This window comes from uncultured Traorella sp., from assembly GCF_944327115.1.
Classification (GTDB): domain Bacteria; phylum Bacillota_I; class Bacilli_A; order Erysipelotrichales; family Erysipelotrichaceae; genus Traorella.
On sequence record NZ_CALVGS010000050.1, the window covers coordinates 24,150 to 39,767 of the forward strand.

A 15,618-nucleotide genomic window follows, 5' to 3' on the forward strand; every position below is an offset into this window, starting at 1 on the left:
TGAGAAAAAACAAACAAAAAAATACAGGGATCAATAGTGATTCCTGTATTTTTCATGTTAATTGAAATTATAAGCAGTTACGATAGGTTTGCGATTTTTGCTCACATCATTAAAGTATTCATATAAACAGATACCGAGGAAACTTCCTGAAATATTATATACATTTTTATATCCATAGCCCTGTAAAGCCATGACGGCATTATAGCTTCTCTGAGCGCTTCGGCAGTGTAAATAGACAGGACGATCCTTAGGTATCTCATCCATGCGTTGCCGTAACTGGCTAAGCGGTATATTGATTGCGGAAACAAGGTGTCCCTGTGCGTATTCGCCTTCTTCACGGACATCAATAATACAAGCCTTGGCTTCCACCAGCTCTCTTACCTTATCGACATGAACTTGGGAAAAACGATTTTCTAATAGATTGCCTGCAACCAGACCGGCATAGTTGACAGGATCTTTGGCAGTTGAGAAAGGTGGTGCATAACAAAGCTCCAGATCCTTTAGATCATCAATCGTTCCGTTAAATTTGATAAGCGTTGCAATCACATCAATTCGTTTGACTGCTTCACCTTTGGAAATGGCTTGTGCACCGAGGATTTTTCCCGTAGGAACTTCAAAGATCAGTTTTAAATGTAAGGGATAGCTATGTGGCATGATGCTTACCTTATCCTGAGGTATGATATAAACAAAATCATAGCTAAATCCTAATGCCTCACATTGGGCAGCATTCAAACCGGTACAAGCGGCCTGATAGTCAAATACCTGAATACAGCTCGAACCGATATACCCGTGATTTCTTACGGCATGACCGTAGATATGATCCGCAGCAGCACGTGCTTCTTTCTGGGCAGGACCGGCAAGTGAAAGCATCATAGGCTGATGGGTCAGCGCATTAAACACTTCGATGGCATCACCTACGGCATAGATATCAGGATCGCTGGTACAGTAATTAGCATCCACTTTGATCGCCCCTCGCTCATTCAACAATAGCCCGGCTTCTTTCGCAAGCATCGTATCGGGACGTACGCCAAGAGCCAGGATCACGGCTTCACTTTCGACAACTTTTCCTGATTCAAGAAGTACATTTGAATCATTAAAACCAATGGCTTTATCATTTACGACCAGCCGGACCCCTTTATCCATCATTTCTTTATGCAGGATCTGTACCATATCATAATCATATGTACGTAATATCTGTGGCATTGCCTCAATAAGCGATACTTCATATCCGGCATGGATCAGATTTTCACATACTTCGACACCGATAAAGCCACCACCGAGGACAGCAGTCTTTTTGACCTTGTTTTCCTTTAGAAATGAATAAAGCATGGATACATCCGCCACATTTTTCACTACAAATGTATGGGCCTTTTCTATTCCGCTGATCTTAGGTACGATAGCACTGGCTCCGGGAGCAAGAATGAGCTTATCATAGCTTTCTTCAAAAGTTTCTCCACTGATTAAATTTTTAACACAAACCTTCTTTTCATTTCTGTGAATGGATAAGACTTCATGATTCGGACATGCCTGGATGTTATATTGATGGGCAAATCTTTCAGGTGTCATCATGATAAGCCTTTGGTCACTGTTGATCTCATCACTTAGACGATAGGGAAGAGCACAATTTGAAAAAGAAACATGAGGGCCTTTTTCAAACATGATGATCTGTGCATGTTCATCAAGACGTCTTATGCGGGCAGCGGCACTTGCACCGCCGGCCACACCGCCAACTATTACAATTTTCACTTTATTTCCTCCTTAAATCCTTATTTATAATTATATTCTAAAGGAAAATAAAGTGTCAACGAATATACCTGGCAGAAAAAAAACAGTGTGATCACTGTTTTTTTCAGATAGTTTATTTGACTTCAGGAAGTCCTTCTGCAAATGAAAGAAAATCCTGACTGCTTCCTTTCCATCGGCACTTGATTTCAAGATTGTCATGATTCAGCATATAATCCTCAACCAAATATAAAGGAATGCCCAGTGTTTCGATAACACCATCTTCTTTGACATCATTACCAACCATCATGCATTGATTGACATCCAGATGCTGGCCTTGGATAACTTCTTGATAATAGTTAACAGAGGGTTTACTAAATGAAGAATTTTCATAGGTGGTGATCCATTCGAAATCGTCCGGATCAAGTCCGGCCCATCGAACTCTTTTTAAAGTGGCAACACGTGGAAACAATGGATTGGTTGTCAGGTATAAACGATATCCTTTTTCCTTTAAAAGCTTAGCAGCTTTGATCATATTTTGACTTTGGACACCACTGTTGATCTTATCAAAAACATTTTCATAGAAATCATAGAATTCAGGTTCAATTTCATCTTGAGGGATCTGGGTTGCTTCTACAAATGTTTCCCAGAAAACTTCTTCATTCGTATGACTGCCATCATTTCTTACCATCGCCATCGTACCTTTTAAGATGGCATCAAGGATCATCTTTCCGTCACGATTATTTTCGTTCATGGTCTGCATGATCAATCCAAAGTATTTTTTTGTAAATTCTTCGACATCCATTGGAAGCAAGGTTCCATCTAAATCAAATAAATTCGTATTCATTCTATCACCTCGTCTTGTCTATTATAACGGTTTTGCATTCATTTGTATAGAAAAACTGACAGGAAATATACTTCCTGTCAGTCTGTAAATAATACTATTTTATTTTCGTTTAATGATGCCTGTACATCAATGACCCGCTGGTTGGAAGAGCCACGCCATTTTAAGCGGAAGTCATGAAGCTCGTCCTTGTATAAACCATCTACCAGCACATCGATATGATGAAGGCCCTCTTTATCTTTCAAATCTTCAAACAGATATCCTGTCCATGACCAGATCGATTTATTCGGATATTTTTCTTTAAAGGCTTTGGCAAGCGCACAGGTTCCGTCAATATTGATCGGATGCATCGGTTCGCCACCTAAGATAGATAAACCGACGATATTGTCAGATTCGGCTAAGGATAAGACCTTTTGGATGGTCTGTTCATTAAATTCACTGCCACCTTGAAAATCATGGGTTTCGGGATTGAAACAGTTTGGACAATGAAAGGCACAGCCTTGCATAAAGATCGAAACTCTGACACCGGGACCATTGGAAATATCCATTTTTCTTATTTTCGCATATCTCATACTATGCATCCTTATTGTCTATATGCAATACTCTTTCTTTGATTTCCTGGGTTCTTCCTTTGTTCCAGAAGTTGCTGCCGATATAACCGCAAGTCCTTCTTGCAACATTGAGCTTATCATGATCACGGTTACCACAGTTTGGACAATACCATTCCATATTGTCATCAATGAGGATTTCACCATCATAGCCGCATACCTGGCAATAATCGGATTTAGTATTTAATTCTGCATACATGATATTATCATAGATGAACTGGATGATCTGCAGAACGACATCGATGTTGTTTGTCAGGTTAGGTGTTTCTACATAAGAAACAGCTCCTCCCGGACTTAGCTTCTGGAATTCACTTTCCAGTTTCAGCTTAGTGAAGGCATCGATTTCTTCGAATACCGGTACATGATAGGAGTTAGTGATGTAATCACGATCGGTAATGCCGCGGATCTTGCCGAAGCGATCTCGTAAGCATTTCGCAAACTTATAGGTCGTTGATTCGATCGGTGTGCCATAGACGCTGTAATCAATGTTTTCAGCCTCTTTCCATTCCTTACACTTATCATTCATCTTCTGCATGACTTCAAGACCGAATTCTTTTCCTTTGCCATTATCCGTATGGCTATGACCTGTCATATATTTGACACATTCATATAAGCCGGCATAACCTAAAGATATCGTTGAATATCCGTTGTGCAGCAAATCATGGATGCTGGCTCCTTTTGGAAGACGGGCAAGAGCACCATGCTGCCAGAGGATCGGAGCGGCATCTGAAGTGATGTTGCTTAAGCGTTTATGACGGATCTGTAAAGCCCGATGGCACAGTTCCAGACGTTCTTCAAATATCTTCCAGAAAAGCTCTGGATCTTTTCCGCTGGATAAGGCCACATCGACCAAATTGATCGTGACCACGCCTTGATTGAAACGTCCATAATATTTTGGCTTACCGTTTTCATCAGCATAAGGCGTTAAGAAAGAACGACAGCCCATGCATGGATAGCAGGCGGCATTACCGTTTTTGTCAACCTTTAATTCTTTCATGACCTTTTCGGAAATATAATCCGGTACCATACGCTTTGCCGTACACTTTGCAGCCAGCTCAGTCAGATACCAGTATTTGCTTCCTTCTCGGATATTGTCTTCTTCAAGGACATATAACAGTTTTGGAAAAGCCGGGGTAATATATACATTCTTTTCATTTTTCATGCCCTGTGTACGCTGCTTCAGCACTTCCTCGATGATCATGGCCAGCTCTTCTTTATATTCATCTGTTTCACCTAAGTAAAGGCAAACACTTAAGAAAGGCGCCTGTCCATTTGTCGTTGTCATGGAATTGATCTGATACTGGAAAGTCTGCACACCATCTGTGATTTCTTTTGCCAGATCTTCTTTCGCAAATTTAACGGCCTGCTCATCATCAAAACCACGGTTTTTATATTTCTTCAGATAATAGTTATAACTATCCCTGACAAAAGGTGCCAGATGTGTCATCGTGATCGTGGCGCCGCCATACTGGCTGGAAGAAACAGCCGTGATCAGCTGGGTCGCAATCGTCATGGCCGTAAGGAAACGATGCGGTTTTTCAATCATGACCCCATTGATGTTCGTACCGTTTTGAAGCATATCCTCCAAATTGATCAGATCGCAGTTGTGTAAAGCGTTTTGCGCAAAGTAATCAGCATCATGGAAATGAATGATTCCTTCATCGTGTGCCTGGACGATATCTTCAGGCAATAAAAAACGACGTGTGATATCTGTACTGGTGATCCCTGCCAGATAATCTCTTTGAGTTGTTACAACTTTTGCGTTCTTATTGGAATTTTCACTGTTCCAATATTCACTTTCTCCTTCAATGAGCTCTTTGATCGCCAAATCGGTCGTATTTGCTTTTCGTACTAATTCACGCTTGTAACGATACGTAATATATTTTTTTGCCAAGGCATATTTTCCCAAAGCCATTAATTTAATTTCGATGATATCCTGGATATCCTCTACTAAGATTCTTTTTTTATTTAAGCTTTCGATATATTTGATGATCGCGTTGATCTGCTCTTCGCTTACACGATCCTCCTCTCTTACCTCTGCGTTGGCCTTACCGATCGCAACGGCAATTTTCTCAGGAAAATAATCGACAACATGTCCATCTCTCTTAATAATTTTCATAATCTGTACCTCTTTTTTTCGTGTAAATATAGTTTATCATAATAAAAAAAGATATACTGTTGCATTTGCAACAATATTGAAAACGTGATATGATTTTTTTGAAGGTGATAAGATGGCACTCGACATATTTAAAAAAATAGATTCTGAGGATAAAACTTTATTATTAAAGGATTTAGAGGCAAATATAGTATATTTCGAGAAAAATGACAGCATATCAGCGATAAGGTTGAATCAGGTCATAGGAATCGTGAATGAAGGTTATATACAGATCGTTAAGAGTGATTATTATGGTAATAATGTTATTATAGAAGAATTATATAAAGATTCGGTCTTTGGCAGCAACATTTCCTTTTCGATCAATGAAGGGTGTGAGATTCTGGCAAAAGAGGACAGTGAGATCTTACTTTTTGATATGGCTGCTGTCCGCAACCTTTCAAATGATAAAGAATATCACTATCAGTTTCTGTTGAATATTTCGGAGATATTTATGGGAATCATAAGTCAACGCAATGAAAGGATCCGCATTTTGACCAATAAAACGATTCGTAATAAGCTTTTGGAGTATTTTGATATATTGTCGAAAAAAACAGGATCCAGAATGATCCGGCTTCCTTTTTCATATACGGATATGGCCGATTATCTGGCAGTAGATCGAAGTGCGATGAGCAGGGAATTAAAAAAACTGAAAGAAGAAAAGATCATTGAAGTAAAGTCACGGAGAATTACGCTGTTAAACAGATAGCAATGAAAAAATTTTTATTTTTTGAATTATTTTTGGGAAAAATGACGATTGACTGCATATATAAGAGTAGGGAGGTACTCATTTATGCATCAAAAGATTCTGCTCGACCAACATTTCAAGAATATCTTAAGGAGCAAGCTGGTCCTTGCTTATATCATGAAGGACAATCTTGATGAATACGCAAACTCTTCTATTGGTGAAATCATGAAATGTATCGAGCCTAAAGGAGATGTCCCTTTACATACACACCTTATTTCCGGGCATCGAAATGAAAATAATGAAGATGACGTCAGCGTCGTTTTCGATTCGCTCATCTATGCATCCCTGCCCCATGATGACAAAAGAAAAATCGCTATGATCATCAATCTGGAGGCCCAGGGAGAATTGAAAGGAAGAAGCCATGTCTTAAGCAGGGCCAACTATTACAATTCCCGCAATGTATCAATGCAGGTGGAAGAGGTATTCAATCATGCACAGTATGACGATATCGTAAAGGTGGTATCGATCTGGATCGTCTTTAATGCGCCAAAGCACAAGCAAAATTGTATCAATCGCTATCGGATGGTGGAGGAACATATCATCGGGAATGCGTGCGAAGAGGAAAAATATTTTGATAAGCAGCAGATCATTGTGCTATACTTAGGATGTAAGGAAAACGAAAAAGTATCGATGAATATCCTAAGGATATTGGCGGACCAAGGGATGAATTATGAAACGAAAAATCAAGCATTAAAGAAGTATAATTTCAGGCTAAAAGGAGGACTGGCGAAGGAGGTAAGAAGCATGTGCGATTATGGAGCCTATGTGGAAGAGATGTGTATGAAAAAAGGTATGAAAAAAGGTATGAAGGAAGGTAGGAAAGAGGGCATAAAAGAAGGTATAAAAGAAGGTAGAAAAGAAGGTAGAAAAGAAGGTAGAAAAGAGGGCATAAAAGAAGGCATAAAAGAAGGTATGAAGGAAGGCATGGAGAGAGGAAGACAGGAAGGATTCTATACTTCCTTGTGTTCGCTGATGGAGAATATGAAGATCAATCTGCATGATGCCATGAAGCTATTGAACATTCCTGAAAGTGAATATGATAAGTATATGGAATTGATGAATCATTCGTAAATGTTTTTGTGTTTTTTAATATCATGAAATAAATCTTCGCAGAAAATGATGCGAAGATTTTTTTGATGCTGGAATTGATTTTTATTTCATGTTAAACTCTATATATACATTAGAGTTTTGGAGGAATTATGAAGGAAGATTTACTATCGATCGGAAAAATGGCAAAGTTGAATCGGGTATCGATCCCTACACTGCGTTTATATGATGAAATGGGTTTGCTGAAACCGCGATATGTCGATCCGGACAGCGGTTATCGATATTATGATATTCATCAGAATGCGCGGCTGGATATGATTGCTTATATGAAAGAATTAGGCATGAGTCTTTCAGAAATCGCAGAGGCTTTTCAAAAAGAAGATCTGGATATGATCGAATCTTTGCTGGTCCAAAAAAGCGAACAGATCCATGAACAGATTCGTCAGTTAAAAGCACGCCATGATGCCGTTGATCGGGCCATCATGTCGATAGAGCGTTATCGCAAATCGCCCTCTACCGGTACGATATCGCTTGAATTTATCGATCAGCGCTATATTTGGGGCATTCCTTGTTCTTCCAATTTCTACAACAGTGATATCAGCAGTTATGAAAAAGTATTATTAGAGCTGCGTGAAGCTTTAGAAAAGAATGAATTCAGACAGATACATTCTTATAATGTCGGTACTTCAATTACCAAGGATGATTATATTCATGATCGTTATATTGCGAATCAGATCTTTATTTTTGCGAACCGTCATGATCAAAACTCCCATGTCCATCTGCAAGTTATCGAAAGTGGTATGTATGCCTGTATCTATTTGGATCGATATGATGATGAAATTATGTATGCGGAAAAGCTGAAGCAGTTCTGTGAAGAACATCGATATCAGATTGCCGGTGATTATATCTGTGAAATCATGACAGAGTTTAATGTCTTTGACAGTGAACAGAGAAGCATGTTTATGAGGCTTCAGATTCCTATTAGTTTCCTAAAAAGATAAAAAATTCACAAATTCTGTTGACTCTCACCTTAGATGATAGTTTAAACTAAAGTCATAAGGAAAAGCTCCTGCAATGATCAGGAGAAGGAGGTTAATTTTATGGAGAAAATTAAAGTAGTTCAGTATGGTTGCGGTAAGATGGCGAAATATACGCTTCGTTATCTTTATGAGCATGGTGCACAGATCGTTGGTGCTATCGACGTCAATCCGGCAGTAGTTGGACAGGATGTTGGTGATTTTGCTGGTCTGGGCGTTAAGACAGGTGTTCTTATTTCTAATGATGCCGATAAGGTGCTTGATGAATGTGATGCTGATGTGGCAATCGTTACCTTATTCAGCTTTATCAATGATATTTATGATCATGTAGAAAAGTGCGTATCTCGAGGTATCAATGTAATCACAACTTGTGAGGAAGCAATTTATCCTTGGACAACATCAGCTGCTCAGATCAATCGTTTGGATGCATTGGCAAAAGCGCATAATTGTACGATTACCGGATCGGGAATGCAGGATATTTTCTGGATCAATAGTGTGGCGATGATTGCCAGCGGTTGTCATAAGCTGACAAAGATCAAGGGAGCTTACAGCTATAATGTTGAAGATTATGGTTTAGCTTTAGCGAAGGCTCACGGATGTAATCTGACGAAAGAAGAATTTGAAGAAACGATTGCTCATCCGACTGAATTTGAACCTTCTTATGCTTGGAATGCCAGTGAAGCTCTTTGCAGCAAACTTGGATTAACGATCAAATCAATCACCCAGAAGCATGTTCCTTATACAAGTGATCATGATGTATATAGTGAAACTTTGGGTGAAACGATCAAGGCCGGTAAATGTATCGGTATGTCAGCAGTCGTAACAATTGAAACGATGCAGGGCATTACGATTGAAGAAGAAACAATCGGTAAGGTATATGGACCGGAAGATGGTGATATGTGTGACTGGTGGCTGACTGGTGAACCGAATACAGAATTCCATGTTGTCAAGCCGGCAACGGTTGAACATACTTGCGCAACAGTCGTAAATCGTATTCCATCATTACTTAAAGCACCTAGCGGATATGTAACCTGTGATCAGCTTGAGCCACATTCATATCTGACATATCCGATGGAATTTTATAAATAATAATAGATAGAGAATAGAGCGTTAACTTAAAAAAATAAGTTGACGCTTTTTTAGATGGGTCAGTTTTACTTAGTTTTGTTTCATTTTTGTAATGTTACCTCTCACATGTTGAAAATCAGATCATAATTTATATAATTAAAGATGAGGTGGAAGCATGGATAAAATGAAGATCATGATCGTTGAAGACGATGCTCGCTTAGCAACAGAGCTTCAGGAATATTTATCAAAATGGGGCTATGATACTATTTGCACAGATAAATTTGATGATATATTTCAAAGCTTTGTTTCAATAGATGCACAATTGGTACTCATGGATATCAATCTTCCTTTTTATGATGGGTTTTATTGGTGCTTTAAGATCAGAGAATTTTCTAAGGTTCCGATTCTTTTCATCAGCAGTCGCAGTGATGATAAAGACAAGATCATGGCCATTGCACAAGGCGGAGATGATTATATTGAAAAACCATTTAATCTTCCTTTGCTGAGGGCTAAGATCGAAGCCATCTTAAGAAGAACCTATCAGTATAAGATAAAACAGAAGATTTATTTAAAAGAAGAATTATTTTTTGATGAAGAAGCGGGTTGTTTATATTATAAAAAACAAAAAGTTGAATTAACAAAATCAGAAAATATCGTTCTCCATGAACTGATTGAAAATCGTAGCTCTATCGTAACCCGTGACACCTTGATGGATGCTTTATGGAATACGAATGAGTTTGTCAGTGATAATACACTGAATGTCTTGATTTCCAGACTTAGGACAAAGCTAAAAGAAATGACAGGATATGATGTCATATTGACAAAGAAAGGACAGGGGTATTATATAGAATGAAATATATCAAAAAGAAAGGTAAATATCTTCTGTTACTCTTGTTTTTAGCGATATCTTACAATTCATATTTTATCTTTTTGATTCCACAAACAAATCTTCAGATTTTGATTTATATTGATGTTGTACTTGTCGTTTGTGTCTTGATGGTCATAAGTATGGATGCTTATACATTTTATAAAAAGGAAAGAAAAAAGCAGGAGCTTCTTTCATCGGAAGAAATTATTTCCTCGGAAATGGACGAGTATGAAAATGTTGATATTGCTTATCATGATGGAAGGGTATATCAGCAGCTGCTTGATGAACAGATTGAAATGAATCACAATCTTGAGGATTATATTGCGAAATGGTGTCATGAAGTAAAACTTCCTTTAAGTGCTTTAATGATGATGAATGAGAAAAATACTTCTGAATTAAAGGATCAATATAAAGAACAGCTGGAAAAGATCAATTTGTATTTAAATAATGCACTTGAGGGCTGTAAGGTTCAAAGCAATCTCTATGATATTCAAATAAAAAAGCTTCGTTTACGGGATTGTATTCATACTGCAATTAAAAACAGTCGTTATTTTCTTATTAAAAATCATTTTGATATAAAAATTGAAAATGCAGATGAGGAGGTATATTCTGATAGTGAATGGTTAACTTATATATTAGACCAGCTTATCAGCAATGCTATCAAATATGCTTCTGATGAGCCTGAGATTCATATCTGGTGTGAAAAGCAGCAGGAATGTGTCCGTTTATATTTTGAAGATACTGGGGAAGGTATTTGTGATACTGATATGCCACGCATCTTTGAAAGAGGCTATACGGGCAGTAATCATCATAATGGTCGCTATAAATCAACCGGAATGGGTCTTTATATGGTGAAATTGATGATTGATAAACTGGGTCATGAAATTGATGTCAAAAGTGAATTTCATCATTATACTCGTTTTTGTATTACCTTCAAAAGCAATGCGAAATTTTTCAATCTCTGAGTTACAAAAAAGTAATGTTAGAGATTGTTTTTGTAATGAGAGCGTAAGTATTTTTTATTTTCACTCATTTATAATAAGTGCGTAAGGAGGAATAACAAATGAAAAAAGTGCTTGAAATAAAAAATCTGGTGAAAAATTATGGAACCAGAGGATTCCAGAGCCGGGTCTTAAAAGGTATCGATCTTACGATCTATCAGCATGATTTTATTGCTGTCATGGGCCCGAGCGGTTCCGGCAAAACAACATTATTAAATCTTTTATCAACGATTGATAAACCAACACAGGGTTCTGTCTTTTTGGATGGAACAGATATTACCCGTTGCAGCAATACCCAGCTTTCACAGATCCGTAAGGATAAGATCGGGTTTATTTTCCAGGATTATAACTTGCTAGATACGATGACTTTACAGGACAATATTGCTTTGCCCCTTTCTTTAAATGGTGTATCGTCCAAAGAGTGTATTCAAAAAACAAAAAAGCTGGCAGAGATGTTTGGTTTAAGGGAGCATCTCAGTAAATACCCATATCAGCTTTCAGGCGGACAGAAACAGCGAGGGGCAACTTGTCGGGCACTTATCAGTGATCCGGAAATTATCTTTGCGGATGAGCCGACAGGTGCTTTGGATTCTAAATCAAGTCGTGATCTATTGGAGTGCTTAAAGATGGTGAATGACAATGGGCAGGCAACGATCGTCATGGTGACACATGATGCCTTCAGTGCCTCTTATGCAAAAGATGTCTACATCTTAAGTGATGGTATGATCAAATGTAAGCTGACAAAGGGAAGTGACCGTAAGGAGTTTTATGATCGCATCATTGATATGCAGGCATCTATGGGGAGTGATTTTTCATGAGCATGTTGAAACTGGCTTTTCAAAACTTCAAATCAAGCTTTAAAAGCTATCTTTCTTTGATTATCTCCCTTTCCTTTACGACGATGATCCTTTGCAATTTTATGAATCTGGTCGATTCAGGTATCTTGAATCAGTTAGGTGAGAGCAATGCGAGAAATGTTGCTGTCATCATTCAGGTTCTCTCTTTTGTGATTGGCTGTTTCATGCTTTTCTTTGTATGGTATTCAACCAATGTGTTTTTGACAAAAAGGAAAAGAGAAATCGGTATTTATGTGTTTATGGGATTGACCAATCAAAGGATCGGTAAGTTATATGCAATTGAAACAATTTTTATTGGATTGACTTCACTCATCTTAGGGATTGGCTTTGGAGCTTTAACGTCACAATTGTTTATGATGATCCTGATGCGTATTTCAGAAATTACTGTTGAAATTCATTTTCAGTTTTCTTTGCAGTCAGGAATTACGACCGCTTTGATTTTTAGTGGGATTTATTTACTTTTTGTGATCAAGGGATATATCAATATTGTCAGAAGCAGCGTATTGGACATGGTATCTGCCAATCGTCAAAATGAATATGTGAAACAGAGAAAAATACTTTTAGTATTTAAGGCAATTGCAGGTGTGATCATTCTTGTTTTAGGATATTATATGGCCATCAAAGAAGCTGGTATAGAAGTCATGGGAAATGTCTTTATTGCTGTCGTATTGGTCGTAGCCGGTACTTATTTGCTTTTTGGTGGGCTGATTCCGCTTATCTTTCAGAGCCTTGCTGCTCATAAGCGTTTCTTATATAAACGTGAACGAAATCTTTGGATCAATAATGTGGTCTTTCGGATCCGTAAAAATTATCGTACCTATGCCATGGTCTGCGTTTTGATGCTTTGTTCGGTGACAGCTTTAGCTTTTGGCTTTGCGATGAAAAACAGATATGATGGTATCGTTCATTTTGAAAATACATATACGTTTCAGGTCATAAGTGATGCTTCCGGATATCGTCAGGAATTTGCATCATTGATTGAGAAAAACAATGATATTGATGTATCTTCGGATATTGAGATTTTGACGATTGATTCCGGTAATACGGATAATCCATATGCAATGCCTTATGCGTTATTGGCCTATTCACAAGTCAAAAAAGTGGCTGAAGATACAGGAATGGATTTTGATTTGCCAGAGCCTGGCGATGAAGAATTTATTTCTTTGAATCGTCTATATTTGATGTCACTGACTAATGATCTGGTGGAAGAGATCGATACGATCAATAGGCAGGACTACCGTTCAATTGCTTCTACGGATACGCCTTATTTGGGCTATATGCAGGAAAATATGGATTATATGATCGTCAATGATCGTGTATATGATGAATTACAGATTTATGGGCAGAAGATGCATCTGTATAATTACAAGATCACTGATGCAAGTCATTTTGAAACTTCTGTAAAAGATATTCAGTCAAGTGAACATTGCTTAGGACTTGTGAAGATTGATCCTGAAAGAGAGGAGATCGCTTGGATCAAGATCTTGTATAGCGTTTCGATCTTTATGTTTATGGTATTTGTATTTGCCGGAGGCTGTATCCTGTTTATGAAACTGTACAATGATGCCTTTGAGGAAAAAGAACGCTATGCGATCTTATTGAAGCTGGGTATCAGCAAAAAGTCATTGAAGAGATCGATTGCGGATGAACTGCTCTTTGCTTATGTTACACCACTAGTAGTTATGAGTATTTCTTCTTATTTTTCGGTAAAGGCTTTGGGTAATGTGATGCATACATCCTTACTTTCAGTGAATATCGTCAGTGTTCTTGTGATTGTTATTTTCTTTGTTATTTGTTATTTGTTGTCATTGGTGATTTATCGGAAAAATGTAGGAATATAATTAAAAAGGCATAACATCAACATGTATTGTTTGATGTCATGCCTTTTTCTGTTTTTATATGTATTACTGGATTCTCACTATTTCACCATCGCTTTGTTCGAAGATGATATTGACATCATTAATTTGATAGAGATGTCCTAATTGATAGGCTTGGTAATATTTATAATCTTCATGAAGATTAAAACCAAAATAAATTCTTCTAATATAATTTAGAATTTCTTCATCGGTAGCATCGCCAATATAATAAGCGGCAGCATAAAAACAATTTCTAAAATAATCAACTTTACAGGAAGAACAAAAATCAAAATTATGACTGCTCTCTCTATCATAAAAATATAAAGGATCCGGCAATATATCTTCAAATTCTTTTTTCCAAGGGTTATAAGGTATTTCAGCACCATTTAAATAGAAATCATTTGTCTTTGTATCAATAAGAAAAAGCATCGTTAATCCAAAATCAGGTATTTTTTCAAAATCAGCAGTCAGATATAATAGACGGAAATCATCTAAGGAAATATCAACATCAGGATCAATATTATAAAATTTCTTAAACTCCTCATCAGTATGTCCTTTTGGTTTATAAATATAAGCATAGAAGTTTTCAGTGTAGATATCACGTACAGGTTCATCTAATTCCTGCATGACATATTTAGAAGAGGAGCAAGCTGTCAAACTAATTACTAATATAATGAATAATATTTTTTTCATGTTAATTTCTCCTAATTATATATATTAAGTTCTTTACATAAAGACAAAATTGATATTTGTAATTTTAGAATTTCATTTATTCATTTGAAGGAACAAAACTAAAAGAGATATATTCCATCAAAAATTGTATCAACGATTTGTTGATTACTTGCCACTGGGTGATGAATGACTTCCATGAGCTGCCACTCTGAATTATTCTTCAGACAAAAATAGAAATCAATTCTATCAAGGGTGACAGAGTTATAATAGATATAAAAAATTGTAGGAACTAACTGATTTGTATAAAGACCCTCATAATATGTTATATAAGGATAATTGATATTTTCAAAACGTATAATGTTTACGTCTTCATTAGTTGTATTTGTTTGTTGATTTAATGTACTGTAATCAGATAGATCCAATTTAAATTCTTCATCGATAACAAAACCACTGAGGATTGAAAGAGAATATTCATTCATGGTATCAGTAAGAGTCTGAAGATCATTATCTTCAACAAACTCACGATTATTCAATATTTAGTCAGCGTGAAAATGATTTTTCTAATGTTTCGTCACCATAGAAATTATCCAGACTATCGTATTGTAGACTTACTTCATTGGTTGGAGATATTTGATCATTTTGACATCCTGTCAATAAGAAAATCATAAATATACAAATAATGACAATAATTTTTTTCATATTTATTCATTATTAATTTTAATACTGTTTCCATCGAGATCCATGATTGAAGTAGGATCATATTTCATCATTTCTTCATAGATTTCATGATATTTCTTATTCTGATAATCTTCTAAATATTCTTCCTTGAACTCATCCGTAATATTTTGTTGATTCTCATCTGTGAGCCATACTTCATCAGCATACAAAGCTTCTACTAAATCAATTTCTTCCTGTGTAGCACTATTCGTGCAGCCACACAATATCATACTGATAGTAAATAAAGATAGTATTCTTTTCTTTTTCATTATTATTTTCTCCCTTTTCTTTTAGAAATATCTTTAGATTCTTTTGTTAGCACACATTATTCTTTGTTTCTATCTTTAAGTGGCAATATTTGCCCGATCTCATATACATGAGATTCAATGACTAATTGATCTTGCTTACCTTGTTCAACTAA

15 protein-coding genes are annotated in these 15,618 nt (G+C 36.8%); 8 read left to right on the forward strand and 7 right to left on the reverse strand.

The features are described from left to right. Positions 1-57: 57 nt before the first annotated feature. The 4 genes from Q0K35_RS04835 to nrdD form a co-directional block, all read right to left on the reverse strand. Positions 58-1,746: an FAD-dependent oxidoreductase gene (locus Q0K35_RS04835; protein ID WP_294561541.1), complete on the reverse strand. Its 1,689-nt coding sequence runs from the start codon at positions 1,744-1,746 to the stop codon at positions 58-60. A gap of 112 nt (positions 1,747-1,858) precedes the next feature. Beyond that, positions 1,859-2,569, reverse strand: a complete 711-nt coding sequence (locus Q0K35_RS04840) for an HAD family hydrolase (protein WP_294561542.1) — start codon at positions 2,567-2,569, stop codon at positions 1,859-1,861. Between the two features lie 77 nt (positions 2,570-2,646). Next, complete coding sequence (gene nrdG, locus Q0K35_RS04845; RefSeq protein ID WP_294561543.1) at positions 2,647-3,138, reverse strand: anaerobic ribonucleoside-triphosphate reductase activating protein; 492 nt, start codon at positions 3,136-3,138, stop codon at positions 2,647-2,649. Between the two features lies 1 nt (position 3,139). Continuing rightward, positions 3,140-5,293: an anaerobic ribonucleoside-triphosphate reductase gene (nrdD, locus tag Q0K35_RS04850; protein ID WP_294561544.1), complete on the reverse strand. Its 2,154-nt coding sequence runs from the start codon at positions 5,291-5,293 to the stop codon at positions 3,140-3,142. A 112-nt stretch (positions 5,294-5,405) separates the two neighbouring features. On the opposite strand from nrdD, the gene Q0K35_RS04855 reads away from it, so the two are divergent. The 8 genes from Q0K35_RS04855 (at position 5,406) to Q0K35_RS04890 (ending at position 13,793) form a co-directional block, all read left to right on the forward strand. Beyond that, positions 5,406-6,035, forward strand: a complete 630-nt coding sequence (locus Q0K35_RS04855; RefSeq protein ID WP_294561545.1) for a Crp/Fnr family transcriptional regulator — start codon at positions 5,406-5,408, stop codon at positions 6,033-6,035. Between the two features lie 84 nt (positions 6,036-6,119). Beyond that, complete coding sequence (locus tag Q0K35_RS04860; protein ID WP_294561546.1) at positions 6,120-7,145, forward strand: hypothetical protein; 1,026 nt, start codon at positions 6,120-6,122, stop codon at positions 7,143-7,145. A 128-nt stretch (positions 7,146-7,273) separates the two neighbouring features. Continuing rightward, positions 7,274-8,122: a helix-turn-helix domain-containing protein gene (locus Q0K35_RS04865; RefSeq protein WP_294561547.1), complete on the forward strand. Its 849-nt coding sequence runs from the start codon at positions 7,274-7,276 to the stop codon at positions 8,120-8,122. Positions 8,123-8,221: 99 nt separating this feature from the next. Next, the gene (locus Q0K35_RS04870; protein ID WP_294561548.1) at positions 8,222-9,247 is read left to right on the forward strand and encodes a Gfo/Idh/MocA family oxidoreductase; all 1,026 of its coding nucleotides are present in this window, start codon (positions 8,222-8,224) and stop codon (positions 9,245-9,247) included. Positions 9,248-9,401: 154 nt separating this feature from the next. Then, complete coding sequence (locus Q0K35_RS04875; RefSeq protein WP_294561549.1) at positions 9,402-10,079, forward strand: response regulator transcription factor; 678 nt, start codon at positions 9,402-9,404, stop codon at positions 10,077-10,079. Then, positions 10,076-11,059 carry an ATP-binding protein gene (locus tag Q0K35_RS04880; RefSeq protein ID WP_294561550.1) on the forward strand — a complete coding sequence of 328 codons (984 nt, stop codon included), beginning with the start codon at positions 10,076-10,078 and terminating at the stop codon, positions 11,057-11,059. The genes Q0K35_RS04875 and Q0K35_RS04880 overlap by 4 nt, the downstream gene beginning before the upstream one ends. A 98-nt stretch (positions 11,060-11,157) precedes the next feature. Next, positions 11,158-11,913, forward strand: a complete 756-nt coding sequence (locus Q0K35_RS04885; RefSeq protein WP_294561551.1) for an ABC transporter ATP-binding protein — start codon at positions 11,158-11,160, stop codon at positions 11,911-11,913. Beyond that, positions 11,910-13,793, forward strand: coding sequence for an ABC transporter permease (locus Q0K35_RS04890; protein ID WP_294561552.1), 1,884 nt, complete (start codon positions 11,910-11,912; stop codon positions 13,791-13,793). Before Q0K35_RS04885 ends, Q0K35_RS04890 begins: the two co-directional genes overlap by 4 nt. Before the next feature lie 63 nt (positions 13,794-13,856). Here the strand turns inward: Q0K35_RS04890 and Q0K35_RS04895 are convergent, their stop codons facing one another. The 3 genes from Q0K35_RS04895 to Q0K35_RS04905 all read right to left on the reverse strand — a co-directional run bounded on the left by Q0K35_RS04895 (position 13,857) and on the right by Q0K35_RS04905 (position 15,466). Next, entirely contained in the window at positions 13,857-14,501 is a 645-nt protein-coding gene (locus Q0K35_RS04895) for a hypothetical protein (protein ID WP_294561553.1), read from the reverse strand. A gap of 98 nt (positions 14,502-14,599) precedes the next feature. Continuing rightward, a complete protein-coding gene (locus Q0K35_RS04900; RefSeq protein WP_294561554.1) occupies positions 14,600-15,013 on the reverse strand; it encodes a hypothetical protein in 414 nt (137 codons plus the stop codon). A gap of 168 nt (positions 15,014-15,181) precedes the next feature. After that, positions 15,182-15,466 (reverse strand): hypothetical protein, encoded by a 285-nt coding sequence (locus Q0K35_RS04905; protein WP_294561555.1) that lies wholly within the window; start codon positions 15,464-15,466, stop codon positions 15,182-15,184. Between the last annotated feature and the right edge of the window lie 152 nt (positions 15,467-15,618).

Bases quoted from the DNA above. Each gene is read 5' to 3' on its own strand.
- Q0K35_RS04840 (WP_294561542.1), bottom strand. From the start codon at position 2,569: ATGAATACGAATTTATTTGATTTAGATGGAACCTTGCTTCCAATGGAT.
- nrdG (WP_294561543.1), bottom strand. From the start codon at position 3,138: ATGAGATATGCGAAAATAAGAAAAATGGATATTTCCAATGGTCCCGGT.
- nrdD (WP_294561544.1), bottom strand. From the start codon at position 5,293: ATGAAAATTATTAAGAGAGATGGACATGTTGTCGATTATTTTCCTGAG.
- Q0K35_RS04855 (WP_294561545.1), top strand. From the start codon at position 5,406: ATGGCACTCGACATATTTAAAAAAATAGATTCTGAGGATAAAACTTTA.
- Q0K35_RS04860 (WP_294561546.1), top strand. From the start codon at position 6,120: ATGCATCAAAAGATTCTGCTCGACCAACATTTCAAGAATATCTTAAGG.
- Q0K35_RS04865 (WP_294561547.1), top strand. From the start codon at position 7,274: ATGAAGGAAGATTTACTATCGATCGGAAAAATGGCAAAGTTGAATCGG.
- Q0K35_RS04870 (WP_294561548.1), top strand. From the start codon at position 8,222: ATGGAGAAAATTAAAGTAGTTCAGTATGGTTGCGGTAAGATGGCGAAA.
- Q0K35_RS04875 (WP_294561549.1), top strand. From the start codon at position 9,402: ATGGATAAAATGAAGATCATGATCGTTGAAGACGATGCTCGCTTAGCA.
- Q0K35_RS04880 (WP_294561550.1), top strand. From the start codon at position 10,076: ATGAAATATATCAAAAAGAAAGGTAAATATCTTCTGTTACTCTTGTTT.
- Q0K35_RS04885 (WP_294561551.1), top strand. From the start codon at position 11,158: ATGAAAAAAGTGCTTGAAATAAAAAATCTGGTGAAAAATTATGGAACC.
- Q0K35_RS04890 (WP_294561552.1), top strand. From the start codon at position 11,910: ATGAGCATGTTGAAACTGGCTTTTCAAAACTTCAAATCAAGCTTTAAA.
- Q0K35_RS04895 (WP_294561553.1), bottom strand. From the start codon at position 14,501: ATGAAAAAAATATTATTCATTATATTAGTAATTAGTTTGACAGCTTGC.
- Q0K35_RS04905 (WP_294561555.1), bottom strand. From the start codon at position 15,466: ATGAAAAAGAAAAGAATACTATCTTTATTTACTATCAGTATGATATTG.